Source organism: Noviherbaspirillum malthae, from assembly GCF_015352985.1.
Taxonomy (GTDB): domain Bacteria; phylum Pseudomonadota; class Gammaproteobacteria; order Burkholderiales; family Burkholderiaceae_D; genus Noviherbaspirillum; species Noviherbaspirillum malthae.
In genome coordinates, this window is record NZ_JACYXF010000028.1 from 1 (window position 1) to 24,221 (window position 24,221).

Genomic DNA, 24,221 nt, shown 5'->3' on the forward strand with positions numbered 1-24,221 from the left:
GGCAGTAACGATAGGTAAGGTGCAACGAAGTCCCATTCTTCGTCTTGCACGTCGCTTGGATAGGGTTTTCTGGAAGCCATGTCGCCATGGACTTGTTGCTATTTCATTAGTTCATAACAGCCTCTAGGCCGTAGACTGCCGCGGTGCAGGCCGCGGATCCGTACTGGATATCGCTTGATATCCGGGAGTCGAGGCCCCGCGTGCAGTCGGCGCGGGTTGTGTGTCAACGCTGTCCGGTCCGGCTCACGGAGCCCGTCACTTCAGGGATCCGCGTCAGGCGGGCACGCGCAAGAACTGGAGAACAATGATGAAAGCAGTGGTTTATAGAGGGCCACGCGATGTCAGCGTGCAAAACGTGCCCGATCCGAAAATCGAGAAGCCGACTGATGCGATCGTGCAGATCACAAGCACCAATATCTGCGGTTCGGATCTGCATATGTTCGAAGGCAGGACCGACTTCGAAAAGGGAAGGATTTTCGGGCATGAGAATCTGGGCAAGGTCATGGAAGTGGGGCCAGCGGTCGAGCGCCTTCAAGTCGGGGACTGGGTCTGCATGCCATTCAATGTCAGCTGCGGCCATTGCCGCAATTGCGAAAAGGGATTGACCGCATTCTGCCTGACTGCCAATCCCCAGCCGGGCATGGCAGGCGCCGCCTACGGTTTCGCTGACATGGGGCCGTATCAGGGCGGACAGGCGGAATACCTGCGCGTTCCATGGGCCGATTTCAACTGCCTGAAACTGCCGCCCGACGCCGAGCAAAAGCAGAACGACTATGTGATGGTGGCCGATATCTTCCCGACCGGCTGGCATGTCACCGAACTGGCCGGCATGCGGCCGGGCGATGCCGTCGTCATCTACGGCTCGGGTCCGGTCGGGCTGATGGCCGCGCATTCAGCGATGATCAAGGGCGCATGCAATGTGATGGTGGTCGATCGCCACCCCGACCGGCTTCGGCTGGCGGAATCGATAGGCGCAATCGCCATCGACGACTCGAAGGTCAATCCGGTCGATCGCATCATGGAGCTTACCCATGGCCTGGGCGCCGATGTCGGCTGCGAGTGTGTCGGCTACCAATGCCATGATCCCGCCGGACACGAGATTCCCAATCTGACCATGAACAACCTCGTCAAGTCGGTGAAGTTCACCGGCGGCATCGGTGTGGTCGGGGTGTTCGTGCCACAGGATCCCGGCGCAACTGACGACCTGGCCAAGAAGGGCGAGATCGTGTTCGACTGGGGCTTGTCCTGGTTCAAGGGCCAGCATATCGCCACCGGACAGTGCAATGTCAAAGCCTACAACCGCCAGCTGCGCGACCTGATCCATGCCGGCCGGGCGAAGCCCTCGTTCATCGTTTCGCATGAGCTCGAACTGAGCAAGGCGTCGGAGGCCTACCAGCATTTCGACGCGCGCGACCACGGCTGGACGAAATGCATCCTGAAGCCTGGAAAATGAAAGGAGTGCGCCTTGTCTTGAGGTAGATGGTGCCTGGAAGCCCAGCTCGAAGACTTGCTGGGCTTGCATTACAGGCCTTAACTACCGGACAAATGCTGATCAGTGTCCGCTCCGGATCGAGTGCAACGAAATGTTGGCCGAGCGTTTCCTGTCCGCCACCTTGCAAGGACGCAAAGCGATAGGTCCTGGTGCGAGCTATGCCCATCTATGGAGCCCGCACCAAGGTTCGGCTATGGGGAAAACACCAAATAAGTGGTAATTGAATATTGTTGCATATCGACGGAATGGCGCATAAGTTCGGCTCGTCGAATAATTAGAGATTGCATGAGCTTGTCAGCATAGGACTATTTATGAGCTGTGCTTTCCTCCCCGCGACCGAGGACGGCGCCGCAGCCTTGGAAGCCGCCCCCTACCCTTTCCTGCTGCTTTCCACCGACTTGACCGTCATCGACGCAAATGCCGCCTATTTGCGTGCTGCCGGCAGACCCCGCGAGCAAATCGTCGGCCGATATTTGTTCGACGCCTTTCCGACCAGTCCCGGCGAGCAGGATAACGGCAATCAGCGCACGATTCAGGCTTCCATCGAGCGCGCCATTCACACCGGCAGGCCCGATACCATCATGATGGTCCGGTATTCCGTAGCCCGTCATACGCCGGACGGCCCCGTGTTCGACGAGCGATACTGGAGCATTGTCCATACTCCGGTATTGGCCCCTCAAGGCAAAGTCAAGTTCATCATCCAGAACCCGATTGAAGTCACCGAGCTCTATACGCTGAAGAAAGCTCTCGGGACAGCCGATGATGACTATGATTTCAGCTTTCTGACCGAAGGCTCTCTCCTCAGTCACGGGCAGCTTCTGGAAGAAAGCAATCGCAAGCTGATCGAGGAACGAGCGCGGCTGCGTCGCGTCTTCGAGCAGGCGCCCGGCTTTGTCGCCATTCTGCATGGCGCCGAATTCATCTACGAGATTGTCAATAACGCCTATTACCAGCTGGTTGGGCACCGCGAACTGATTGGCAAGCCGGTGCGCGAGGCGCTTCCCGAACTGAAGGAGCAGGGATATTTCGAATTGCTCGACCAGGTGATGGCCAGCGGCCAGCCCTTTGTCGGTCGTGAGAAACCGGTGCAGTTTCAGCGCACGCCGGGCGCCCCCATGAGCGAGCGCTACGTCGACATTGTGTTCCAGCCACTGTTTGCCCCGGATGGCGCCATATCCGGCGTTTTCGTCCAGGGTCATGACGTCACCGAGCAGAAGCGGGCGAAAGACGCGCTCGCAAGCAGCAATGAACGCTGGAAGCTGGCTATCGAAGGGGCGCGGGACGGGGTCTGGGACTGGAACATCCCAACCAGCGAAGTCACGTATTCCAGCCGCTGGAAAGAAATACTTGGGTACGCCGAGGATGAAATAGGAAACACGTTCGTTGAATGGGAAAAGCGCCTCCATCCCGAGGACCGTGAGGCCGCCTTAAGCGAACTATATGCATGCATCGACGGACTCCCGTATGAGAGTGAACATCGGCTGCGTTGCAAGGACGGAAGCTGGAAATGGGTATTGGCGCGCGCTGTGGTGGCGGGCCGGGACAAAGCGGGCAGGCCAAGCCGCATGACCGGCACCCTGTCGGATATTTCACAGAAGAAGGAGTCAGACGAGTTGATTTGGCGCCACGCCAGTTTCGATACGCTGACCGGGCTGCCGAACCGGCGCCTGTTTCGCGACCGTCTGGAACAGGAAGTCAGAAAGGCGCATCGCACGTGCTCTGAGCTGGCACTCCTCTTTATCGACCTCGACGGGTTTAAGGAAGTCAACGATTTGTTTGGCCACGACGCCGGCGACCTGTTGCTCAAGCAGGCAAGCGACCGTCTGCTGGCCTGCGTGCGCGAGTCCGAGACCGTCGCCCGGCTTGGAGGCGACGAATTTACTGTCATCCTGACTGATCTCAATGATCAGGCACATCTGGAAAGCATTACCCAAAAAATCATCGCTGCCCTGGCAAGACCATTTCGCATCAAGGAGGACGTCGCCCACATTTCGGCCAGCGTTGGCATTACCTTGTATCCCGATGATGCCAGTGAGCCGGAAGACTTGATACGCAATGCCGACCAGGCGATGTATTCGGCCAAAGCCGCTGGCCGCAACCAATTTCGCTATTTCACCCGGTCCATGCAGCAAGAGGCACTTATGCGCTTGCGATTGAGGCGTGACTTGCGCAAAGCGCGAGCAGGCGGCCAGCTGCAGGTTCACTATCAGCCGGTCGTGGAGTTGTCGTCGCGCCACATTTTCAAGGCCGAGGCCCTGTTGCGCTGGCACCACCCCAAACTTGGCCTGGTGCCGCCATCGCTCTTCATTCCTATTGCAGAGGAGTCGGGGCTCATCCATGACATCGGTGACTGGGTGTTCAGGGAAGCCGCTTCCTGGTCCCAGCGCTGGAGAAAAAAAGCCGGCCAACCGTTCCAGATCAGCGTCAACCGTTCGCCGGTCCAGTTCCTGTCCAAGTCAAATAGCACCAGCTGGCCGCTCTTTCTCGAGGAACATGGCCTGCCGGGAAACAGCATCTCTGTCGAAATCACGGAAGGCGTATTGCTGAACGCGTCGCCTGCGGTCGCCGACACATTGCTGCAATATCGGGATGCGGGCATCCAGGTAGCTTTGGACGATTTTGGTACCGGCTATTCGTCCATGGCATACCTGAAGAAGTTCGATATCGACTACCTCAAAATTGACCAGTCCTTCGTGCGCGACATGGAAGTCAATGCAGGAAGCAGGACCATTGCTGAATCGATTATCGTGATGGCACACAAGCTGGGACTGAAGGTGATTGCCGAAGGTATCGAGACCGACGGGCAAGTGAGAATTTTGCAAGCGGCTGGTTGCGATTACGGCCAAGGTCACTGGTTTTCGAAGCCGCTGCTGCCGCACGACTTCGAAGACATGCTGGCAGCCCGGACTACCGGTTGAGTCAGGCGCCAGCCCTACGCGCGCCAAAGATCAACGCTTGTTGCTTTCCTGGAGGGAGTAGATGGACGAGTAGCCGGCACTAAAGTCGGGAGGCAGCTCGATCAACCCCTGCTCGACGCGCGCATATCGTGCCGGCTCGCCGCGCACCATCCGATTGCGGTGGCGACTGTCGATGACCGGCGCCGTATAGGCGAAGGCGTCAGCGGCGACATACTGAATGATGTAGGTCGTGCGGATCATGTCGGACAAGTTTGCGCTCGAGCCGTGCACCGCCAGGCCATGATGGGCAACGACATCGCCCGGATCGAGTTCATTGTCTACCACGCGCGCGAAGTCGTCTTGACTCATGCTGGCATTGCAGTTCAATGCGTATTGGCCGTTCACCCAATGGCTGCGCGGTCCCTGCTTATGGCTCCCGGGAACGGTCTGCAGACAGCCATTTCCGCTGCGTGATGGATTGATCGGTATGCTCAGCGCGACGATGTTCGTGTTCGTATGCGGAAAGACTGGCCAGTCCTGGTGCCAGCCGATCTCGGCGCCGCCGTCCGGCAATTTGAAATTCACCTTGGAGTGATAGAACTTCACCGGCCCGCCAATCAGGTCGGCGGCAATATCGCCCAGAACGGAATCGAATGCCACCTCGACGAACACATCGTCGAGTTCGGTGGGACTGGAAATGCGGCGGATGCGAGGATTGCCAGGACGGTGTGCAGGATCGAGGTCGAAATGTCTGGTTTTATTTTCCAGCGCGCTTCCTTCATTCCACAAACGGTCTATCGTCGCGGTCAATCGCTGTAGCAGCGTCGAATCAAAAGCGTTACGAATTGTCAGAAAGCCGGCACCTCGATACTCCTCGACCTGATCATTGGTCAGGATCCGTTCATGAGCGCGTGTCCCGGACCATGCCTCTTTCATTGCTGGTATTGCGCTCATGCCGTCACCTCCGCCGCAGAGTCCGCAGCCAGAATGTCGTCGGTGCCGGCAATTAGCGGTGTAAAGTTGGTGGAACGCACATAGTCAGGCCGTGGATTAGGGACATCGTTGGGCCGGTTTACAACCGGGTTGTAGACGATATAGATAGCCCAGCGGTCGTGGCGTGACAGGTTATGCCCGGAGGCATGCAGGATATTGGGGTGGAAAAATACCACCGTGCCCGGTTCGCCGGTGATTGGCACAGGCTCGGGACTGCGCTCCATGATCTCAAGCAGCCGCTCTTTCGGCACGACCCAGAATTTATAGGCCGTCGACTCATCGAACTGGGGATCGAGATTGCCTACCTTATGGCTACCCGGAATGAAGTAGAGACAGCCGTTGAATTGCGTGGGCTCGTCGAGCATGATGAGCGCGGTCGTCAGCGACGGCTCCGACACGCCGTCCTTTTTCCAGGTGCCATAGTCCTGATGCCACTGCCACACCGATCCATCAATCGCGGTTTTGAGATTGCACTTGGTATGGTACACATACAGCGCCTCGTCGCCGAGCAGTGCCTGCGCAGGCTTCAGCAAGCGCGGCGAGCGTGCCGCCGCATGGAACACCGCGGATGCCGTCGGCCCGTCGGCTTCGTGGACGCGATAGATGGTCTTGGCAATGCCACCGGTGCGTTCGCGCACGAGATGATCGGTATCGACTTTCTGGATACGCTCCAGGTCAGCCTTCATAGCTCGGATTTCATCCGCCGAAAACAGGCCCGGCATGACCAGGAAACCATCGCGTTCGTAGGTGTCCAGCTGTTGTTTTGAGAGTTGCATGTCTCCGTCCTTTCAAGAGCAATTCCACTAGGGTTCTATCGGTACTCCTGTTAAGCCAATCATAGGTTCTACGCATCCATTCGTAAAATATATAATTGGTTGGTTGTTCATGCCTGTGAGGTATCAACGTGGACCTGCGCCATCTACGGTATTTCGTTGCCGTTGCGGAAGAGTTGCATTTCACCAAGGCCGCAGCGCGGCTGCATATATCGCAGCCGCCGCTCAGCCGGCAAATCCTGGAACTTGAACAGGAACTCGGCGTTACCTTGCTGATTCGGACGCGACGGCATATCGAATTGTCCAATGCGGGCCGGGTTTTCCTGGACAAGGCAAGGCAGATCCTGCTCGCCGCCGACTCAGCGATAGTCGAAACCCAGCGCGCGCAGCGCGGCGAAATCGGCCGGCTCGCAGTAGGCTTTTTCGAGCAGACCGCATACACGCTGCTTCCGCCTGTCCTGCGTGCCTTTCAGGAAGGTTTTCCAGACGTCGAGGTTCAGCTACGCTGGTATCCGGTTGTCGACCAGGTCCAGGCACTCATGCGAGGAGAGATCGATATTGCATTTGTCCGCCCTGTGGTCGACCTTGACGGAGTCTCGAAGGAGATGCTGCTCAAGGAAAATTTCGTGCTTGCCGTGCCGAGCACTCATGCCTTTGCCGGGCGAGATGTCATTTCCGTCAGCGAGTGCGCCGAGGAGCGCATCATCAACTACACTCAAAGCCTGGCGCCCGACTATCACGCCGGGATCAATCTCGCCTGCGCCAGAGCCGGCTTCGTCCCGAAGGCATCTCTCGAAGTCGGTCAGGTATATACCGCTCTTGGCCTGGTCAGCTCTGGCGTGGGCGTCGCGTTCGTGCCTTCTTCAGTACAGCGATTGCGTTTTGAAAATCTGGTGTACAAGCCGCTGCGAGAAAAGCAGTTGCAAAGTGAGGTATTCCTCGCATGGACGCATGCCAATCCTTCTTCACTGCTCACGGCATTCGTTGAAAGCTCCAAGCGGATCATGACGGAGCAGTTCTCAATGCGGATGGAATGAGTCGCCGCAAGCGGAAAATCCGTAATCGGCCATCGTTGGAATAGCGCTGCATGCGACCAGATATCGAATGCCTGGGCAAGCAGCGCAGGGCGAAAGCGCTCTAGTACTCACCCGACAGCAAAGCACCGGCATTCGGCGCGATGCGCTTGAGATCCAGCTTTTCAAGCATCTGATAAGTTGTGCAAGCCGCGGCCGACACAACAGGCAGGCCGATGCGGTCCTGTACCGGCTGGATCGAAGCCAGCGACGGCATCTGCACGCAGGCCGATAGCACCACGGCATCGCAGTTGGCTGTGTTCAGTTTTCGGGAGATTTCGATCAAGGCATTCGGATCCCGGGCGCCTACCGCAAGGTTGTCGGCAATTTCCAGCGAAATGCAGTCAAGCACTTCGATGCCTTCATGCTGGATGTAATCGACGACCAGTTCGGTCAGCGGTTTCATATAAGGCGCAATGACGGCAATCTTCTTGGCCTGCAGCTTGCCGAGCCCGTGTACCAGGGCGCCGGCGCTGGTGACGACCGGTGCCGGGCCATTGTTTTCCACTGTCCGCGCATGCAGGCGCTCTTCGGAAACCCTGTGATAACCGCGGCCCATGCTCATGATGGCGACGAGGCAGGCATAGCCCAGCACATCGACCCGCGCGTCCGACAGTTCCAGCGCGCAGCGGTCGGAGTCAGCGTCCATCGCCGCAAGTTCTTCCTTCGTCACCCGCTTCATGCGCATTCTGCTGGAGTGAAAGGTGAAGCGTTCCGGCTCGATGGATTCACGCCCGCGCAGCATGGCCGGAATCTCGGTTTCCATCGTGGTGTTGCTGCTGGGGACGATCTGTCCGATGCGATAGCTTCTCATGGCGTAATTTGAATTCTTTCGATTGTGTTTAGTCGAGAGTAATGTTGGCGGTCTTGATGACCTGGCCCCAGTAGTCGATCTCCTTGCGCAGGAAGCTACCCAGAGCTTGCGGCGACTGATAGCGGAGTTCGACACCCTGCTGCGCCGCACGCTGCTTCGTGTCCGGCTGTTCCAGAGACTGCTTGACGCCCTGACTGATCTTGTTGACGACCGCAGGCGGCGTGCCGGCCGGCGCGAACAGTGCAACCCAGGCTTCCAGCTCGAAGCCGGGAATCCCGGCTTCCGCCGTTGTCGGCACATTGGGCATCATGGGATGCCGCGTCTTGCCGGCAATGGCCAGCGCCTTGAGCTTGCCGCTCTGCACGTGCTGCATTACCGAGGGCGGTGTCGTAATGAACAATTGCACCTGGCCTGCCAGGACGTCCTGTATCGCCTGGCCCGATCCCTTGTACGGCACGTGAACGATATCCGTGCCGGTCTGCTGCTTGAACAGCTCCGTTCCAATGTGGGACAAGGACCCGTTGCCCTGGGAAGCATAATTCACCGTGCCAGGATGCTTTTTAAGGTAAGCGACCAGCTCCTTCAGGTTGTTCACCGGCAGCGAGGGATGGACGGCAACGACGTTGGTGGCTACTGTTACAAGCGCCACCGGCGTGAAATCCTTGACAGGGTCCCAGGGCAGTTTGCGCATCAGCGCCGGATTGCCGGTGTGATACGCGGAGTAGGAAACCAGAAGCGTCGACCCGTCCGCGGCGGAACGGGCCACCGCCTGGTAGGCGATGTTGCCGCTGCCGCCAGGGCGGTTGTCAACCAGGACGGAATGGTTGAGCGCGCGCGCCAGCGGTTCGCTGACAAGGCGTGCCGATGCGTCTACCAGGCCGCCCGGCGGGTTCGGCACGATCAGCGAGATAGGCTTAGACGGAAGGTCCTGGGCGGTTGTGGCTGCGGACCATAAGAGTACGGCGGCAGTACAGGCAAGCTTGCGCAACATAGTCTGTCTCCATTATGTCAATCAAGGGGAAGTGCTCTTGCAGTCACTTTTTTCAGTATCGAACTGTATCCGATTCTCCGGGAATTGAGATTTCGTCATTTGCGATTCATAGCCTTCGCGGATTGCGAAGGCTTGTTATAGTGCGGGTATTACTGTCGTGCCACGGCAGTTGCCCGCATGGCGCCCGGCAGGTCAAAGGATATTCATGAACATCGCCCGCTTCGATCTCGTCACACTCAGCCTGTTCGTCGCTATTGCCAGGACCGGCAGCATTACCCGCGGCGCCCAGCAGTCGAGCCTGGCTTTGGCCGCGGCAAGCCGGCGCATTTCCGATCTCGAGGCGCATCTCGGAACGCCCTTGCTGTTTCGCCATGCCAACGGCGTCACCTTGACCGAGGCGGGTAACGCCTGCTTTCAGCATTCGCTCGGCATCCTCCAGGGAATAGCGCGGATGTCGGGCGTACTTTCGGATTACGCAGCCGGGGTGCGGGGACAGGTGCGAATCTGGGCCAACACATCGGCCCTTACCCAATTTCTTCCCGACGACTTGCATGCCTTCGTTAACTCGCATTCAGGAATCCAGATCGATATCGAAGAACGCAATAGCGGGGACGTTGTCGCCGGCGTACGAGAAAACCGGACCGACATCGGCATCTTCGCGGAACCGACGCCTGCCGAGGGGCTGGAAGTCTTTTCCTATCGGGACCAGCATCTGGGACTGGTCGTTCCCAAGGGACATCCGCTGGCGCGCAGCAAGACAGTTACGTTTTCGGATGCGCTCGACTATGATTTCGTGAGCCTGTCGGAAGCGACATCGCTGACCGAGCGCTTGTACGCCGAAGGCAGCCGGCTTCAGAAAACGCTGAAATTGCGCACCCAGGTCAGGAGCTTCGATGTGGTGTGCAGGATGGTGGAAGCCGGCATGGGGATTGGCGTATTGCCGCTGCCGGCGCCGCAGGTAAAGCGCTCGGGTTTGGTGATTCTGCGCCTGCATGAGCGCTGGGCGGAACGGCGGCTGCTTCTGGCAGTGCGGGATGCGCGCGCACTGCCGATGCCGGTCAGGTTACTGGCCGCGACACTGAGTGAGGAGGCCGCCTACGCCCTCGCTCGCAGAGAGACGAATGAAAATCCTGCGCTGCGCTGATGAAAGAGCAAGTCCATACCCCCGTCAGTACCAATGCCATGCCGCTTTACAAGCTGCTGGCTGATCTTCCTCCGCGTTCAAGCATTGAAACCGTGTGGCGAGTGGCCGCTCATGGTCGCGAGGTGCCTAGCACCGATGGATGGGACGCGTCTCCAGGAGGAAGTCAAGAGGCTGATCCCCCGGCCTGGTCGACAGCACCATTTGCCAACCATACCATTGTTTGTACCGTGATATGCGGGTAGCTTGCCAAGGGTTCGTACTCATCAATGAAAACGAAGCCCTGCTTCAAATAGAAGTTTGCTGCCCTTCCATTGTCTGGGGAAACATCCAGAAAAATTCGCTCATGCCCTTTCTGCCGGGCTCGAAATTTAACTGCTTCAACCAGAGTTGACGCAATGCCCGAGCCACGCACGCGCGGGCCGATCCACATCCCGATCAAGCTGTAGCGATTTTCTCGACTGAGGCCAGCGCCTATCATTCCGACCGGCGCGCCATGGACAAAAGCCAACCAGAATTCTGGTCCAGCCGTAGCCGAAGCTCGCTCCTGCCATTGCTCGTCAGTGTATTTGGCGGCCGTTTCGTAGCTCACACCAAATGCTGTCGGCGTATCGGAGAGCGCTGCCAGACGGACTTGCTTCAACAACATCCAGTCCTTTGCTTCAGTCAGTCGAACTTTCATATATTGCTCGAAATGGCAAAGGCTTGATGGTCTCACGGTAGATGCCGTCACGGCAATATCCTGAAATCCGATTGCGACTGCTTCCTGTCACTGCGACTTGCAGAAAGCAGACGGCCATCACCGCTCGGATGAGATCTGCATCAGATGGGCGTCGACAAACGGCGCGATTTCTTTCGCATGAACGTGGGCCAAATCGTGATCGCCGCCAGAGACCACGTGCATCCGCGCGTTTGGAAGCAATTCAAGTAGCCTGTGTCCAACCGCGACCGGACTAAGTGGATCAACATCACCCCATAGCAGAAGAACCGGCTGGGAAATTTTTCCGAGTTCAGGCGATATATCCGATTTGAATGATAAAAACCAGTCGGGAAGTGAGGGATATGCGCTTGCAAATCCCTCACGCCAATCTTGAGCACCTAGGGATGTCATATCCATCCCGCCGGAAGTGACGGCCAGAACCAGATGGGTCACCAAGTCAGGTCTTCGAAGTGCGGCGTATGTGGCTAACACGCCCATCGACTGACCAATCAAGGCGGTCGGCTGGTCGATATGAGAGACGACCATTCCAACGAGATCGGAAAAGCTATTGACGGCTGGGATTGCCGGCTCCTGACCAAAACCTGGATACCCGATGATTGACTTGGCTGCGCGGCTGTTTAGTTGATTAGCTAGCGGTTTCCAAAAATCCTTGTTACCGGATGCACCTGGCAGGAAAAGCAGCTTTGACGGTGTAAGCAATGTGTGCTTCCTCAAGTTTTGGCTAGAGCGGCGAAGGAGCAATTATAAATTGTTGCAATTCTCGGCGCCGTATCCTGGCGACCGCTTGTGGCCGGCGCATGCCTGTGCTGAAGTCTTGTCGAGTGCATCCTTCCCGGGGCTTTCCCGACGTGCGGTTTCGATCAGGCTGAAGCGGAATGCGGTCTACGGATAGCGTCCAACTTCGCCATGTACCTGAAGGCATATATGAATGCTGCAGATGTTACGCAGCCAGGACAAGAATGGTTCTGCAGACAATTGCAGAAGATCTCGATGTACGCACGAAGCGCCGCTTCGGCAGGGAGGCGTGACGGATAGCGCTGATGATGCGTCAATTCATTCCGCAGACTACCCTGAACGCCTCCATGGAGGCGTTGTCATGGCACTTTCCTTTGCATGACATCGGCGCGCATGTTGAACTGGCGCAGCGCCTGACGGTAGCGCATGCGCACCGCATGCCATGGCACTCGTACGGCCAACCACTGCGTCATGCGCTCGCTCTTGCGGTATCCAACGATTTCGCGGCAGAGCTCGAGGTACAGCCCGCAGTCAGCTGTTACTCTTTCCTTATGAGGCATCTTCTCGCTTTATATTCATCGCAGTGACATGGTTGTGCCAGGCTTCATATATGTCCTGCCCTTCCAGTCTCACCGGGAGTGATCGAAGCTTCATATGCCGCGCATCGATTGGGCGAGCAATTTCGAGATAGCCGTTTTCGGCGGATAGATCAAAAGGCGCGCCATCTTCATTGGAGTAGGCGTAATAGACCCTGGTTACGCCGGAAAGATACATGGCGGTAAGGCACATGGGGCAGGGATAACCGCTTGCATATACCTCCGCGCCGCTCAGGTCGGTGGAGCTAAGGGCTCTGGCGGCTGTTCGCAGCGCCTGCATTTCGGCATGCGCGGTCGGATCACAATTGGCATCGACCTCATTGACGGCACGTGCTACAACCTCCCCATCCTTCACCAGTACTGCACCAAACGGCCAGGTATGCCGGTCTCGAACATTGTCCATCGCAAGCTGCAGGGCTTCCATCATGTATTGTTCCTGACGTGACACGTATTCTCTCCTGCAAAAGCTGGACATAGGGTGGTGATGAAGATGGCTGCGCATGATGCCGCGCCATCTCCGGCCTGACGTCATCGCAGCATAAATAAACCTGGCGCATTGCTGAAGACGGGTTCTATGCGCCTTAAGGGAAGTGCCCGATCAATGTGTGGCTGTATTGAGCTGATTCTTCTCTTTCTCTACCGGCTTGGGCGGCCTGATCAGCAGCAGAATGAGTAAAGCACCGACTGCTTCGATCACGGCGACTCCCAGCAATCCGGCAGACAGCGAGCCACCCGTATCCTTGATGACACCCATGGCATAAGGTGCACCGAAGCCGGCAAGATTTGCAATCGAGTTGATCATGGCGACGCCAGCCGCAGCAGCGGTGCCGGAGACATACAGGCTCGGCAGTTGCCAGAACACCGGAATCGCGCTCATCGTTCCCACCACGGCCACCGTCAGAGCGATAAAGGCGAACACCGGATTCTGCGCAAATATGGCGATTGCCGCCATTGCAGTTGCGCCCAGCAGGGCGGCACCGGAGACATGCAGCGTGGTCCGGCGTGTCTTGTCCGCGAAATGGCCATTGGCGATCATTCCGCATGCACCAAAGAGGTAAACGACGCCGATCAGCAGTCCTACGTGCAGGGAGTCGGAGACACCCATGTCTCTAACAATTGTCGGCGCCCAGAACGTCAGCGTGGAATTGGCGGCGATGATGCAGAAGAAAATGGCGACCAGCGACCATAGCTTCATGTTGCGCAGGCTAGCCAGGAAGTTGTGTTCGCGCGGGCCGATCGCAGCTGCATCCCGCTCAAGGTCGCGCCGCAGGAACTCGCGTTCGCTTTCGGTCAGCCAGGCCGCCTGCATCGGCTTGTCGGTCAGATACGCGAGTGTGACGAAGCCGGCGATCACGGATGGAATGCCTTCGATCAGGAACAGCCATTGCCATCCATGCATGCCGTGGTAATTGTTCAGCGAAGTCATGATCACGCCTGCCAGTGGCCCGCCGATAATCCCGGCGACCGCGGATGCTGACATGAAAAGGCCAAATGCTTTCGACCGTCGCTCACTCGGATACCAGTAAGTCAGGTAAAGGATGATGCCTGGATAGAATCCGGCCTCGAAGACACCTAACAGAAACCGCAAGATATAGAACTGCGTTGGCGTCGTGGTGAACAGCATCAGTATGCTGACGATCCCCCATCCGATGGTGATGCGGGCAATGGTCTTTTTTGCGCCGATGCGCTCCAGCAGCATGTTGCTGGGCACTTCGAACAGAAAATAGCCGATAAAGAAAATGCCTGCGCCAAGGCCGTAAACGGTCTCTGAAAATTTCAGGTCACTCAGCATCTGCAGCTTGGCAAAACCGATATTGACCCGGTCAAGCCATGCAAGCACCCACAGTGCGGCCAGAAATGGAATCAGGTGCCAGGTGACTTTCCGATAGATGCGATCAGCCTCGCTTCCGGCCGGAACAGCGCGCACGCCGTGCGTTTTGGACGATGTCATGTCATGTCTCCTGTGCGCTGTCGGCGCACTTATTGTTGTCGGTTGAAAGGTGGTTGCAAACAAGCGGATGAGGAATGCCTCAGCTTCCGCGGTATGTCGTGCAAGACCACGGTGTGGCCAGCATCGGCACGTGATAATGCTGTTTCGTATCGAACACCGAAAACCGTACCGGTACCGAATCGATGAACGCGAGTTCGGGCATTGGCGTCTTCATTCTTGCGAAATACTCGCGCACATGGAATACCAGTTCGTATTTGCCGATCCTGGTCTCCTCCGGTTTGAGAATCATCTGGTCCGTACGTCCATCCTGATTCGTGTAGACCGTCTTCACCAACCGATAGCGGTCCTGGTCCCAGACTGAAAAATCGATGCGCATGCCTGCGCCCGGCGCGCCAGTGGCAGTGTTGAGAACATGTGTTGTAATCCCGGCCATTAGTGTCTCCTTCTTGCGTGTTCAGTGCGTGTTCAGCTGCCGCGGTAATAAGAGTAGCTCCACGGGGTCAGCAGAATCGCAATGTGATATCGCTGGCGTGGGTCGTCGATCGAGAAACGGATCGGTACTTCGGTCAGGAAGGACGGTCGGGGCAAGGCTGTGTTGAGCTTTGCATAATGCGGTTCGACATCCAATAGCAACTCATAGCTTCCGCGTAGAAACGTCTCGCCCTCGAAGAGCGGAGCGTCAGTGCGCCCGCCCTGATTTGTATTGAAGGTGCGCATGGGCCGGTATGCACTTCCGTCAAGCATGGAAAGACTGACGCGCATTCCCGATGCCGGCAAACCGGTCCAGATATCGATTGCATGCATCGTGAGCCGACCTGGGCCGTTCGTTTTGACGGATGCGGCAGGCGGGGCAGCTTCCGGTACGCTCGCGCAGCCCGCCAATGCGGATGTGCCCGCAGCCAGTCCGGCCGCAAGGAAGTGCCGGCGATTGAGCCTCGTTATCGTCATGCCACTTTCCTTTCCGAATTCTCTTGTGCCGAATATCTGGACAGCAATCGATCAAGGCGCATGCCGACGATATCGAATATCTGCTCGAGATTGTTGTGGAATTCGATCTCCGTATCATGCTGCAGGCGGCGCTCGAATTCCTTGAAAATCTCGGATTTCGAATAGTTGCGCACCGCGATAATGAAAGGAAAGCCGTGTTTGGCGCGGTAAGCGGCGTTAAGCCGCTGCATGGATTTCATCTCGTCCTTCGACAAGGCGTCGAGTCCTGCACTTGCCTGCTCGCTGACTGAATTCGTCGTCATGGTGCCCTCCTGGGCCTCTTTTCCGGCGAGGTCAGGATGCGCCCGAAGCAAATCGAGAATTTGTGTCGTCGGAGCATGGCGCACCGCGTCAAACATCGCCTGATACAAGGTGTCGTAAGTCGCGAAAGGCTGGGCTTTCCATGCCGACTGGGCAACCCAGGGGGAATGCTCGAACACGTTGCCGAAAGTATCAATGAAAACTGCGCTGCCCATGCGGTTGATTGCATTCAAATCCACTTTGTCTCCTTCTTTGAAGCCTTGATTTGCACGATGCCGGCTCGTCCATGATTGAATTGAAACCGCAGCCGGACGGTTGGATGGACTATAGTTGGGGCTCGTTTTGCATACAATCTTGATTCTGTTATAGTCCGGATAACAACGCCGGAATGCAATATTGTTGTGGTTTCCGCTGGTCTACTTTCGCCCCTGCTGACATGTCGCGTTCTGCTGATCCCTTGGATACATTCCTGCTGCGTGTGCTGGAGACGCTCATCAACGAACGCAGTGTCTCCAAGGCGGCCATCCGGCTCAATCAGTCGCAGCCTGCCATCAGCGCGGTATTGAAGCGTTTGCGCGAGATGTTCAACGACCCTCTGCTGGTACGCGAACGGGGTCAGATGATTCCCACCGAACGGGCACTGGAGTTGGTGACATCGGCACGCGTCATCTTGAATGAAACGGCACGCATGCTCGCCGAGCCGTCGAATTACGTTGCCGCGACTTCGCAACGGGAATTTCGTATCGGCGCCGCCGACTTCATGATTGCCACGTTTCTGAATGAGGTCGTCAAGCGTCTCCGTTCAGAGGCGCCATTAACTCGACTGACGGTCATCCCATTGCGGGGAGACCTTGATTACGAAGCCGCGCTTGCGAACGGGGACCTGGATCTGGTGATCGGTAATTGGCCCAATCCGCCGCCTCAGCTGCATCTTGGCGTGCTCCTGGAGGACGACGTTGTCTGTCTGATGGGAAGGGATAACAGGCTGGTCCGGGAAATGACGCAGAGCGACTACCTGGCCGCAGCGCATATCGTTCCGCTCTCCTATTCAAATGCCCATCGCGGCGTGGTCGAGACGCACTTGTCAAGCATGCGTTTGTCTCGCAATGCGGTCATAACGCTGCCGTTTTTCGGAATGGCGCCCTATCTCCTGTCACAAACGGATCTGGTGTTTACCACAAGCCGGCATTTTGCCGAGTACCATGCGAAATTTCTGCCTTTGGCCATCGTCGAACCGCCTGTCCCCTTCCCGAAGATGCGGTTCTATCAACTCTGGCATGAAGGTACACACCGCTCGAGGGCGCACGAGTGGTTAAGACAGCTCTTCACCGACGCCAGCAGACATGCGCAACAGAAGATTGGCATCAGCAAACCAACAAAGCTGCCGCCTGTGAAGCAGCATGTTGTTCCGCGATGAGCGGCTTTCCAACCGGCCTATTCAACAAGTCTGAAGTTGCCACAATGCCTGAATTCTGGTTCATGAATGGCTTGACCCGTCTGCATTTTCACAAATGGCTGCTTTCTTACTTAAGTCCAGACATGGGCGCACTGTCTGATAATTTCAGGATGCAGCCCTTGTCTGCCTGTCGACTTTACAGAAAACGGACACTCAACTCCCGGGTAAAGCCGTGCTGTGATGCAGCACCGCCTTTATTGGCGGCCGCTATGGTCAGGCAGGTACTTCAAGGCGCATCCATGCCTTTGGATTTAAGCGCTGATTTTGCGCTGCCACTGCCCAGCAGCGTGAGAAAGGCCTTTGCCGCAGACTGCTTGCCGGATGCGGCGCCGATGCCCCCGGCATAGACGGTTTCATTCTGGATGTCCGCAGGCAGCGGACCGACGAGTACGGCGCCTGGCACCGCCAGAATTTCACTGATCTGGTGAATGCCGATGTCGGCCTCGCCGCTGACCACGCGCTGCGCGACCAGTCCGCCCGGCACCAGTACCGCCTTGTCACGAACCTGCGCGGCGATGCCCAGTCTGTCGAATAGTTTCGCGAGATAGATGCCGCTTGAACCGCCGGCTGCGGGGTCAATGTAGGCAACTTTGGGCGCGTCGAGCAATGACTTGCGAAAGGCGTCGACCGTGCTGATGTCAGGGGCGGGCTGTCCCAGCCTGATGGCTACACCGATAGATACGCGGGCCAGCTTCACAATGCTGTCCGCCGTTATCTTGCCGGCTTGCGTCAACTGGATCAATGCCTCCGGCGTCAGAACGGCCACATCAAAGGCTTCGCCATCCTTGATGCGGCGAACCAGTGCGCCGGCGGTATCATTTTCCACCCGCAGGGTATGGCCGCTCTCTTTTTCGAACTCGGGCGCCAGCAAGGCAACCACTGGCTTGAAAGCGCCGGCAGTCAGCACTTTTACCTCCTCCGCGTGTGCCGGGTGCAGGCAGCTTGCCGTGATGGCCAAGGCGGCGATCCATGCGTTTTTTGTGACGTTCATCCCGTGACCCTTTCGCTGGGCGGCGCAAATGTTTTTTGATTGCTGTAGCTTAACCTAGAAAATTTGCCCAGGTGGGAGAGGGAACCCTACAGCCGACTAACGTTACCTATCATAAGCATTTTTCAAGGAATTCGAAATCTCGCCTTTAATGACTGCAAATGGCCCACAGGCGTCCTATGCGCGGGCAGAACCGGCAGCGTCTCTGCGCCCGATTCCGCACGCCGTCCTCACAGGCTGGAGTCGCGCGAAGAGACGCAAGGTGAAGCGAACCTTCGGGTTGAAGAAGGTCGGTCATTGGTATCTGCTCGTGGCGTGGGCTGCGATACCTTGTTAACCTGGCGCTCAGGAAACAGGCAGGAAGCTCAGGCCTCTGGCGCCGTCCAGACCAGATTCCACAGGTGACCATCAATGTCCTCGAAACCCTGGTCATACATGAAGCCATGGTCCTCCGGCGGGTGCGGCGTGCGGCCGCCGGCAGCAACCGCCTTGGCGATGAGGATGTCGACTTCTTCCCGACTTTCGCAGCTCAGGCAGATGACGACTTCGTTGGCTTCCTTTGCCTGCGCGACGGGCTTGCCGATCAGGGACCTGAAGAAAGGCTCGGTCGTCAGCATGGCCTGAATGGTCTCACCGACGATATTCATGAGTACTGCGTTCTCGCCGCTGATTCGGTCATTGAACGTAAAGCCAAGCGCGGAAAAGAAGGCCTTGGACTTGTTCAGGTCTTTGACTGGCAGATTGAGGATGATCTGTTTGTTCATTGCGTTTCCCTGGTAAAGATGGAATGGACAACCGGTGCTTCATCCCTGCGACGGATGGCGGCGCACAAAATCGACACGCGTTCGAAATTATATTTCTCCCAAAATGGTTTGTGCGGAGTCTCACAGGGACGCACGACTCATGGAGGCGCGGATGTCCGTGGATTCCACTGCGGCCCCAGGTTCTTCGGACAGTCCTTCCCTGTTGCATGTGGATGATCGTTTCTCCATTACTTGCAGCACCTCGCGGATGTCTGCTCTTGGCCTGCAGAGGGAGAATGCTCGTTACGGCAAGCGCCTGTTGGGTGCGGCATAGCCGCCGCAGACAGTAGGGCGCAAAGTGATGTCACCCCGAGGAGGACAGGCGTCTCGACCGGCAACCGCGCATACTGATAATTCCGCTAAAATGCTCATTTTTGACCTTCCCAACACCATGAAACGAAAACTCATGCTCATGGAAGCAATTCTTGGGAAGCTTCTGGACGCGCCAGCACCGCTACTCAACGTACCCGGCATCGCTCAGCGTCTGAACACGGAGCACACGGCTTTCCGCAACCACCCGCACCGGTTGCCGGACAAGGGCTGGGTCGCTGAAGTGAAGAATGGTTTCTGGCGGATGATGAACGCGGGACATGATTCCCTTGAAGGAAACCAGGTATAGAGGATTTCTTTGAAGTCGCTCGGGTAGGCTTCCCTGGCAATGACCTACGAAGCTTGCCTCGATGAAGTGACCACACTCATTACCGAGATGTACGACGTGAGCGAGAAGGCTGCGATAAAGCAGGTGATTCATGCGCAGGCAGCGGCGCTGAAGCGGCCGAAGCCATCTCAACAACCCCGTCAGCCGAAACAAGCCCGGGCTAACACCCGCAAAGATTAATCGCAAATCCAAGTAGGCAGCAGAAAACCCCATGGACGACAGTTTGACGAACGACGAATACGAAGCGCTTGCGCAGATCAGGATGGCGCGCAAGGGGGAACGACCAAGCGCATGCGTTGCGCGAAATGCGAAGGCACTGATCGGCCTGAAATACGTCACCCGCGGGAAGGATGGCGCATTCATGCTAACTGAGAAGGGACAGCAGACTTTGTTCGTCAAGCGTTGCATCGACGGCTTGCGCACGATGGCGGCCAGTGCCGTTGCTACCGCTGCTCCCGCGAAGCTGGAGGGCGATGTAGCCGCCTTCCTCAGCAGGAAGGGGTTGATCGCACCACATACAGCGGGCGAAGGTTTCGAACTGACGGCACGCGGACGCGAATCGCTGGCGGATATCGAATCAAGGGACAGCAAGCCATGAGCGAAGGGCCGAAAAGACCCACTTCCTGGTCCGGCTTATTCCTACTCTAATCCTGGTCCGCCTTGTCTTATGGCGCACGGCGAACAATCCCGCGCACCAAAACACCCATCCCGGTTGATTTTCGATCTGGGACGGATGCTACGACTTAAGTGCGACTGGCGAGTATGTCAGTTAACTCGAAATGTTTTTGCGCTGCGACAGGTGTCCGAAGTCATGTAAATGATCACATGCCGGACGGGAACGTCCTGGGTACGCGAAGACGCGAACAACGCAATCTGAAAGGTCAACCGCTCATCTCGACTCTAACCGGCTTGTCGCCTCGCCCCGAAGCGGACATTCAACGTTCGCAATAACCGGCGCATGTCAATGGGTCAGTGTTGATGTATAAGTGATATACGTTCAGGTTACTCGTCCTTCACTTCTATAAAGTTCACAGGCAAATCGGAACGCGGAATGAGCCACAGTCTATGATTACTTACTTCTGAAGGAAGCATTGATAACCGATCAGAGGGGCTTCGCTTTGAAATCTTGTAGATTACGTCTATCCGTTCAGGATCAAATTCTCGCCTTATGGAAAGAAGCGTTACATTCGAGCTAGTACCAATAGATTTGGTGCCATGAAAGATGGCGAGCATCATATGTTCAGAGAAATTGATTACTGGTGCCCATTGAATCTCGCTTTGTAAGTCGTGGGTCCATATCCGTTCTAGCCCTTTTGAGCCTCGAACCACAACGCGAAGTTCCCTTGGGGAAGCTACAGATTTATTACCTATTTCAATATATGGGACGTCCTTGCTTACCTTTCCATCCGTCGCGTACGACGAAGGTCCGTGCAAAAGGGCTAGCGCGAGAAGCACACTGATTCCAACTTGAGAAACAGTTTTTCGCATGCTCATCCGATATAACTGTAATTTATATGGCATGTACTGCTGCTACGCACGGCACAGGCTAACAAGCACCAGATCATGTCGCAGCCAAGTTATTGTTTGAAAAGTGTTTTCAACATAGTTCAAATGTTGATGATGGTGCCGTGCCGGCTGCTGCCTTCAATGCCGCGGATGAATTCGCGGCAGCAGCAGAACGGGCCGTAGAGGTTGGTTCGCAGTACGTTGTTCCATTCCTCATCCGAGGTCGCGCTGACCGACTTGCCGGGGCCGCCGGTTCCGCTGTTATTGACGAGGATGGTCGGCGTTCCCAAGCCCTCCCCCGACGCTTTGGAACACCCGGGCGACCGATGCCGAATTCCTTTGGTCCAGCTGGCCACCGCAGCTTTGCCGCCCGTCGACTCGACGCGGCAGGCGGTATGCTCGGCGCCTTCTTCCGCGAATGCGATCGCCGTGGCCTGTCCGATGCCGGAGTCCGCTCAGGTAACAATCACGAGCTCTCCGTAGAATCTTTTCCGTTCCATGAAACTTCCGCTTCGAGGCTCAGGGCCGAGCGGTTTCAGCGCAAGTCGACGGGCCTGGCGTCGACCTTCATGCGGAACAGCACATAAGGCTTGCGCCGCAAATCCTGTCCGCCGTGATAGCTGGCCTGCCGGTGCAGCTGATTTGCGGTGACATACAAATAGCCGTCGGCGGCGAGCGACATGGTGTCGGGCCAGAGCAGCCGGGGGTCGTGCACCAGCGGTTCCCATTCGCCGTCGGGCTTGCGACGCAGCACGGCATTGTGCTCATAGTCGGTGGCATAAATACGCCCTTCGGCATCCGATTCCAGGCCGTCCGAACCGCAGCCCTTGTCGCCTTCGTCGACCACGGTTGCGATCACGTCGGCATCGCTCAGCGACGCATCGGCGAGCGCTTCGGCCGACACGCTGTAGAGGCGCCGGCTGCCCAAGGGGCAGTAGTACAGCCGCTTGCCGTCGGCACTGATCGCAATGCCGTCCGCGCCCATCGACGGCGAGGGCTTGAGCGTGCCGTCCTTTCCGCGCTGGACGAAAGGCCGGCCTTCCACCACCGGCATGAAATTGCGGATATCCTGGGCCTTCGTCGAGGGATGGTCATGCAGCCGGCGCCAGCTTTTTCCGCTGGCGAGGTCAACGACGATGATGCCGTTGGGGCCCTTGCCCGAGGAATCGGTGATGAAGGCCATGCCTTCCTGTCCCAGCCGCAGGTTGAAGCGCACGTCATTCAGATAGGTCGTCGGCAGCGCCACTTCCTGCGGAAACAGGATCTTGCCGACCACGGTATCGGTGACAAGGTCCACACATACCAGCTTTGGCCCGCCGTACTGGGTGGGCTTGAACAGCGGGCTGCCCGTATCGAGTATCCACAGCCTGTCGGCCGGATCGACCACGACGCTCTGCACCGACACCAGCGCCGCAGCCGGGTCCTGCGGATCGGTGGTATTGAAAGCAAGATCGGGATAGGCAACCGGCTTGCCGTCGCGCAGTTCGGCGACGGTGAATTGCACGTCGTCCCCCCATTTGGGAAAGTTGACGAAGATGCGTCCCTGCTTCGATACCGTGACGCCGGTGGGCATGGCACCGTCGAAGAAGGCAACGGGCTCGAGCGTGCCCAGCGGCTCGTCGCCTGCGACCTCGGGGGAAAGATTTGACATGGACTTCTCCTGCGGAAATGAAGCTTGCAAATGGAGTGCGTTACTGCCGCACAAGGGTAAGTGATGCTCACATCAGAGCGACCGCTTGGTTCATGGCGAGTTCACGTGCATGCCGATCAGGCGGCGGATGAATACGCCATGGAAACATCCGACACGCTGTACGAGTCATCGGGATTGCAAGGTGGCCGCATGGTCGGAACTTGAAGACCGGAACGCGAAGAAATCTAAAGAAGCCCGCGGAAATTTTTAATAAAACCCCGATGCATTGGTATTTCGCTCTCTCTTGCGCGGCCGGGACGCAGGCGGAGTGTCGCGAACCACTGGTTTGCGCTGCCGTAGCCGAACCGGCTTGCAGGCCGATTCGTGGACTGGAGTGGAGTTGGGGCGAGGGCGATTGTCGAGAAGAGCGGCCTTGACAACGCCCCTCATCCCCGGCCCTTCTCCCGCCTGCGGGAGAAGGGGGAAAAGACATGGAGGGGGCAAACAACTTTTGCTGCCCTACTATATTGATTCCGCTATATAAGCAGTATTCCCTATATTCGGTATCCAACATCGCCGCGAGCCGATATCTTTTCCAAAAGCAATCGGCCGGCCTTGTCATCTCTTTCCATGGACGGCGTTGCAACGCCATTCATGCACAGGGATTTTCATGCCGGGCTTACCAAATCATTTAGATATCCACCTGATACGCATCCTGCATCTCGTCCTCACCGAAAGGAACGTATCGCGCGTCGCACTGAAACTTAACCAGCCGCAGCCGTCAATCTCGGCATCGCTGCGCAGGCTGCGCGAGCTGACCGGCGACCCTCTGCTGGTGCGAGGCGCACACGGCATGATTCCCACCCAGTATGGCGAAAGCCTGCTGATGCCGGCCAAGCAGATCCTCGACCAGGCCGAAAGGCTGTTCGCCGGGAAGGGAACCTTCGTCCCCCAGCAGGAGGCGCGCACCTTCCATATCGCCGCACCCGACTACCTGGACAGCCAGCTGCTGCCCAATATCGTGGCCAACGTGCGGCGCGAATCGCCGAAGAGCTCGGTAGTGGTGCACAGCGTCGCGCGCGAGATCGATTACCTGAAGCTGCTCTCCGACGGTACGCTGGACGTGGTGATCGCCAACTGGGAAGAGCCGCCGCAGCATCTGCACATGTCGAAGCTGTTCGACGACGAGATTGCCTGCGTGATGCGGGCCGACTGCGCCTATGCGCTGCGCACCGAACCCGATGCGATGACGGTGGAAGATTATCTCTCGCTGCCCCATGTCGCGCCGTCGCAAATGCTGGCGGGCTATTTCGGCGTGATCGAGTCCTTCCTGTCGCGGCACGACATGCATCGCAACGTGGTGGTGGAATCGGCTTACTTCGGCATGATCCCCTACCTGCTGATGCGCAGCGACCTGGTGCTGACGACGGGAAGGCAATTCACCCGCTTCTTCGAACGCAACCTGCCGCTCAAGCGCTTTACCGTGCCCATCAAGTTCCCGACCATGCGCTTCTACCAGCTCTGGCACGACCGTGTGCATCACGCGCCGGAACACAAATGGCTGCGCGACCTGATCTCCGCGACCACGGCGGAACTGGTATCCAGCTGAAACGCCTTGCAGGCTGCGCCGACCGCTATCGCCGTATTCCTATGACGGATATACGAAGGCCGCTATCCCAAGCATGGCGGCCCTGGCACATGATCTTGCATGGAGACGAGGTCTATGTCGGATCTCTTATAACGATAGAAGGAGCA

At 57.4% G+C, this 24,221-nt stretch carries 24 protein-coding genes; 9 read left to right on the plus strand and 15 right to left on the minus strand.

Annotated elements, in window-relative coordinates; all coding sequences use genetic code 11:
- Positions 1-307: 307 nt before the first annotated feature.
- Positions 308-1,453, plus strand: a complete 1,146-nt coding sequence (locus tag IGW03_RS22960) for a glutathione-independent formaldehyde dehydrogenase (RefSeq protein WP_194724917.1) — start codon at positions 308-310, stop codon at positions 1,451-1,453.
- Between the two features lie 350 nt (positions 1,454-1,803).
- Positions 1,804-4,410, plus strand: coding sequence for a sensor domain-containing protein (locus tag IGW03_RS22965; RefSeq protein WP_194724866.1), 2,607 nt, complete (start codon positions 1,804-1,806; stop codon positions 4,408-4,410).
- 30 nt (positions 4,411-4,440) lie between these two features.
- On the opposite strand, the gene IGW03_RS22970 is transcribed toward IGW03_RS22965, so the two are convergent.
- Together IGW03_RS22970 and IGW03_RS22975 are read right to left on the minus strand one after the other, a co-directional pair.
- A complete protein-coding gene (locus IGW03_RS22970) occupies positions 4,441-5,343 on the minus strand; it encodes a phytanoyl-CoA dioxygenase family protein (protein ID WP_194724867.1) in 903 nt (300 codons plus the stop codon).
- Positions 5,340-6,158 carry a phytanoyl-CoA dioxygenase family protein gene (locus tag IGW03_RS22975; protein ID WP_194724868.1) on the minus strand — a complete coding sequence of 273 codons (819 nt, stop codon included), beginning with the start codon at positions 6,156-6,158 and terminating at the stop codon, positions 5,340-5,342. Before IGW03_RS22975 ends, IGW03_RS22970 begins: the two co-directional genes overlap by 4 nt.
- Before the next feature lie 128 nt (positions 6,159-6,286).
- Between IGW03_RS22975 and IGW03_RS22980 the strand changes: the two genes are divergently transcribed.
- Positions 6,287-7,192: a LysR family transcriptional regulator gene (locus tag IGW03_RS22980; protein ID WP_194724869.1), complete on the plus strand. Its 906-nt coding sequence runs from the start codon at positions 6,287-6,289 to the stop codon at positions 7,190-7,192.
- A gap of 100 nt (positions 7,193-7,292) precedes the next feature.
- On the opposite strand, the gene IGW03_RS22985 is transcribed toward IGW03_RS22980, so the two are convergent.
- Both IGW03_RS22985 and IGW03_RS22990 read right to left on the minus strand, forming a co-directional pair.
- Positions 7,293-8,042, minus strand: a complete 750-nt coding sequence (locus IGW03_RS22985) for a maleate cis-trans isomerase family protein (protein WP_323745014.1) — start codon at positions 8,040-8,042, stop codon at positions 7,293-7,295.
- A 28-nt stretch (positions 8,043-8,070) separates the two neighbouring features.
- Positions 8,071-9,033, minus strand: coding sequence for a Bug family tripartite tricarboxylate transporter substrate binding protein (locus IGW03_RS22990; protein WP_194724870.1), 963 nt, complete (start codon positions 9,031-9,033; stop codon positions 8,071-8,073).
- A gap of 205 nt (positions 9,034-9,238) precedes the next feature.
- On the opposite strand from IGW03_RS22990, the gene IGW03_RS22995 reads away from it, so the two are divergent.
- On the plus strand, positions 9,239-10,177 hold the full coding sequence (locus IGW03_RS22995; protein WP_194724871.1) for a LysR family transcriptional regulator: 939 nt from the start codon (positions 9,239-9,241) through the stop codon (positions 10,175-10,177).
- 163 nt (positions 10,178-10,340) lie between these two features.
- Here the strand turns inward: IGW03_RS22995 and IGW03_RS23000 are convergent, their stop codons facing one another.
- The 7 genes from IGW03_RS23000 to uraD form a co-directional block, all read right to left on the minus strand.
- Positions 10,341-10,907 carry a GNAT family N-acetyltransferase gene (locus IGW03_RS23000; RefSeq protein ID WP_323745015.1) on the minus strand — a complete coding sequence of 189 codons (567 nt, stop codon included), beginning with the start codon at positions 10,905-10,907 and terminating at the stop codon, positions 10,341-10,343.
- A 66-nt stretch (positions 10,908-10,973) separates the two neighbouring features.
- Positions 10,974-11,594 (minus strand): alpha/beta fold hydrolase, encoded by a 621-nt coding sequence (locus tag IGW03_RS23005; RefSeq protein ID WP_194724872.1) that lies wholly within the window; start codon positions 11,592-11,594, stop codon positions 10,974-10,976.
- A 585-nt stretch (positions 11,595-12,179) separates the two neighbouring features.
- Complete coding sequence (locus IGW03_RS23010) at positions 12,180-12,653, minus strand: nucleoside deaminase (protein ID WP_267253582.1); 474 nt, start codon at positions 12,651-12,653, stop codon at positions 12,180-12,182.
- A 171-nt stretch (positions 12,654-12,824) separates the two neighbouring features.
- Positions 12,825-14,177 (minus strand): MFS transporter, encoded by a 1,353-nt coding sequence (locus IGW03_RS23015; protein ID WP_194724874.1) that lies wholly within the window; start codon positions 14,175-14,177, stop codon positions 12,825-12,827.
- 79 nt (positions 14,178-14,256) lie between these two features.
- Complete coding sequence (uraH, locus tag IGW03_RS23020) at positions 14,257-14,610, minus strand: hydroxyisourate hydrolase (RefSeq protein ID WP_194724875.1); 354 nt, start codon at positions 14,608-14,610, stop codon at positions 14,257-14,259.
- A 32-nt stretch (positions 14,611-14,642) separates the two neighbouring features.
- Positions 14,643-14,981, minus strand: a complete 339-nt coding sequence (uraH, locus tag IGW03_RS23025; protein ID WP_194724876.1) for a hydroxyisourate hydrolase — start codon at positions 14,979-14,981, stop codon at positions 14,643-14,645.
- 140 nt (positions 14,982-15,121) lie between these two features.
- Positions 15,122-15,664, minus strand: coding sequence for a 2-oxo-4-hydroxy-4-carboxy-5-ureidoimidazoline decarboxylase (gene uraD, locus IGW03_RS23030; protein WP_323745016.1), 543 nt, complete (start codon positions 15,662-15,664; stop codon positions 15,122-15,124).
- 218 nt (positions 15,665-15,882) lie between these two features.
- Here uraD and IGW03_RS23035 point away from each other — a divergent pair, with 218 nt between their 5' ends.
- Positions 15,883-16,842, plus strand: coding sequence for a LysR family transcriptional regulator (locus tag IGW03_RS23035; RefSeq protein ID WP_323745017.1), 960 nt, complete (start codon positions 15,883-15,885; stop codon positions 16,840-16,842).
- Between the two features lie 265 nt (positions 16,843-17,107).
- Here IGW03_RS23035 and IGW03_RS23040 read toward each other — a convergent pair whose 3' ends face one another.
- Positions 17,108-17,872: a molybdate ABC transporter substrate-binding protein gene (locus IGW03_RS23040; protein WP_194724878.1), complete on the minus strand. Its 765-nt coding sequence runs from the start codon at positions 17,870-17,872 to the stop codon at positions 17,108-17,110.
- Between the two features lie 362 nt (positions 17,873-18,234).
- The gene (locus IGW03_RS23045) at positions 18,235-18,633 is read right to left on the minus strand and encodes a VOC family protein (protein WP_194724879.1); all 399 of its coding nucleotides are present in this window, start codon (positions 18,631-18,633) and stop codon (positions 18,235-18,237) included.
- Positions 18,634-19,036: 403 nt separating this feature from the next.
- Between IGW03_RS23045 and IGW03_RS23050 the strand changes: the two genes are divergently transcribed.
- From IGW03_RS23050 to IGW03_RS23060, 3 genes are read left to right on the plus strand one after another with little or no spacing between them, the layout of a single operon-like run.
- Complete coding sequence (locus tag IGW03_RS23050; RefSeq protein WP_228535969.1) at positions 19,037-19,291, plus strand: hypothetical protein; 255 nt, start codon at positions 19,037-19,039, stop codon at positions 19,289-19,291.
- A gap of 39 nt (positions 19,292-19,330) precedes the next feature.
- The gene (locus IGW03_RS23055; RefSeq protein ID WP_194724924.1) at positions 19,331-19,510 is read left to right on the plus strand and encodes a hypothetical protein; all 180 of its coding nucleotides are present in this window, start codon (positions 19,331-19,333) and stop codon (positions 19,508-19,510) included.
- Positions 19,511-19,541: 31 nt separating this feature from the next.
- Positions 19,542-19,928, plus strand: a complete 387-nt coding sequence (locus tag IGW03_RS23060; protein WP_194724881.1) for a hypothetical protein — start codon at positions 19,542-19,544, stop codon at positions 19,926-19,928.
- 1,009 nt (positions 19,929-20,937) lie between these two features.
- Here the strand turns inward: IGW03_RS23060 and IGW03_RS23065 are convergent.
- On the minus strand, positions 20,938-21,279 hold the full coding sequence (locus IGW03_RS23065; protein WP_194724921.1) for an SDR family NAD(P)-dependent oxidoreductase: 342 nt from the start codon (positions 21,277-21,279) through the stop codon (positions 20,938-20,940).
- 92 nt (positions 21,280-21,371) lie between these two features.
- Complete coding sequence (locus tag IGW03_RS23070; RefSeq protein WP_194724882.1) at positions 21,372-22,487, minus strand: L-dopachrome tautomerase-related protein; 1,116 nt, start codon at positions 22,485-22,487, stop codon at positions 21,372-21,374.
- 649 nt (positions 22,488-23,136) lie between these two features.
- Between IGW03_RS23070 and IGW03_RS23075 the strand changes: the two genes are divergently transcribed.
- Positions 23,137-24,075, plus strand: a complete 939-nt coding sequence (locus IGW03_RS23075) for a LysR family transcriptional regulator (protein WP_194724883.1) — start codon at positions 23,137-23,139, stop codon at positions 24,073-24,075.
- Positions 24,076-24,221: the final 146 nt, after the last annotated feature.

What these genes read in the sequence shown, in the direction of transcription:
- IGW03_RS23015 (WP_194724874.1), bottom strand. Translation starts at nt 14,177, where the DNA reads ATGACATCGTCCAAAACGCACGGCGTGCGCGCTGTTCCGGCCGGAAGC.
- IGW03_RS23045 (WP_194724879.1), bottom strand. Translation starts at nt 18,633, where the DNA reads ATGAACAAACAGATCATCCTCAATCTGCCAGTCAAAGACCTGAACAAG.
- uraH (WP_194724876.1), bottom strand. Translation starts at nt 14,981, where the DNA reads ATGCATGCAATCGATATCTGGACCGGTTTGCCGGCATCGGGAATGCGC.
- uraH (WP_194724875.1), bottom strand. Translation starts at nt 14,610, where the DNA reads ATGGCCGGGATTACAACACATGTTCTCAACACTGCCACTGGCGCGCCG.
- IGW03_RS22965 (WP_194724866.1), top strand. Translation starts at nt 1,804, where the DNA reads ATGAGCTGTGCTTTCCTCCCCGCGACCGAGGACGGCGCCGCAGCCTTG.
- IGW03_RS23050 (WP_228535969.1), top strand. Translation starts at nt 19,037, where the DNA reads ATGCTCATTTTTGACCTTCCCAACACCATGAAACGAAAACTCATGCTC.
- IGW03_RS23070 (WP_194724882.1), bottom strand. Translation starts at nt 22,487, where the DNA reads ATGTCAAATCTTTCCCCCGAGGTCGCAGGCGACGAGCCGCTGGGCACG.
- IGW03_RS23060 (WP_194724881.1), top strand. Translation starts at nt 19,542, where the DNA reads ATGGACGACAGTTTGACGAACGACGAATACGAAGCGCTTGCGCAGATC.
- IGW03_RS22995 (WP_194724871.1), top strand. Translation starts at nt 9,239, where the DNA reads ATGAACATCGCCCGCTTCGATCTCGTCACACTCAGCCTGTTCGTCGCT.
- IGW03_RS23040 (WP_194724878.1), bottom strand. Translation starts at nt 17,872, where the DNA reads ATGAACGTCACAAAAAACGCATGGATCGCCGCCTTGGCCATCACGGCA.
- IGW03_RS23075 (WP_194724883.1), top strand. Translation starts at nt 23,137, where the DNA reads ATGCCGGGCTTACCAAATCATTTAGATATCCACCTGATACGCATCCTG.
- IGW03_RS23055 (WP_194724924.1), top strand. Translation starts at nt 19,331, where the DNA reads ATGACCTACGAAGCTTGCCTCGATGAAGTGACCACACTCATTACCGAG.
- IGW03_RS22960 (WP_194724917.1), top strand. Translation starts at nt 308, where the DNA reads ATGAAAGCAGTGGTTTATAGAGGGCCACGCGATGTCAGCGTGCAAAAC.
- IGW03_RS23010 (WP_267253582.1), bottom strand. Translation starts at nt 12,653, where the DNA reads ATGATGGAAGCCCTGCAGCTTGCGATGGACAATGTTCGAGACCGGCAT.
- IGW03_RS22985 (WP_323745014.1), bottom strand. Translation starts at nt 8,042, where the DNA reads ATGAGAAGCTATCGCATCGGACAGATCGTCCCCAGCAGCAACACCACG.
- IGW03_RS22970 (WP_194724867.1), bottom strand. Translation starts at nt 5,343, where the DNA reads ATGAGCGCAATACCAGCAATGAAAGAGGCATGGTCCGGGACACGCGCT.
- IGW03_RS22990 (WP_194724870.1), bottom strand. Translation starts at nt 9,033, where the DNA reads ATGTTGCGCAAGCTTGCCTGTACTGCCGCCGTACTCTTATGGTCCGCA.
- IGW03_RS22975 (WP_194724868.1), bottom strand. Translation starts at nt 6,158, where the DNA reads ATGCAACTCTCAAAACAACAGCTGGACACCTACGAACGCGATGGTTTC.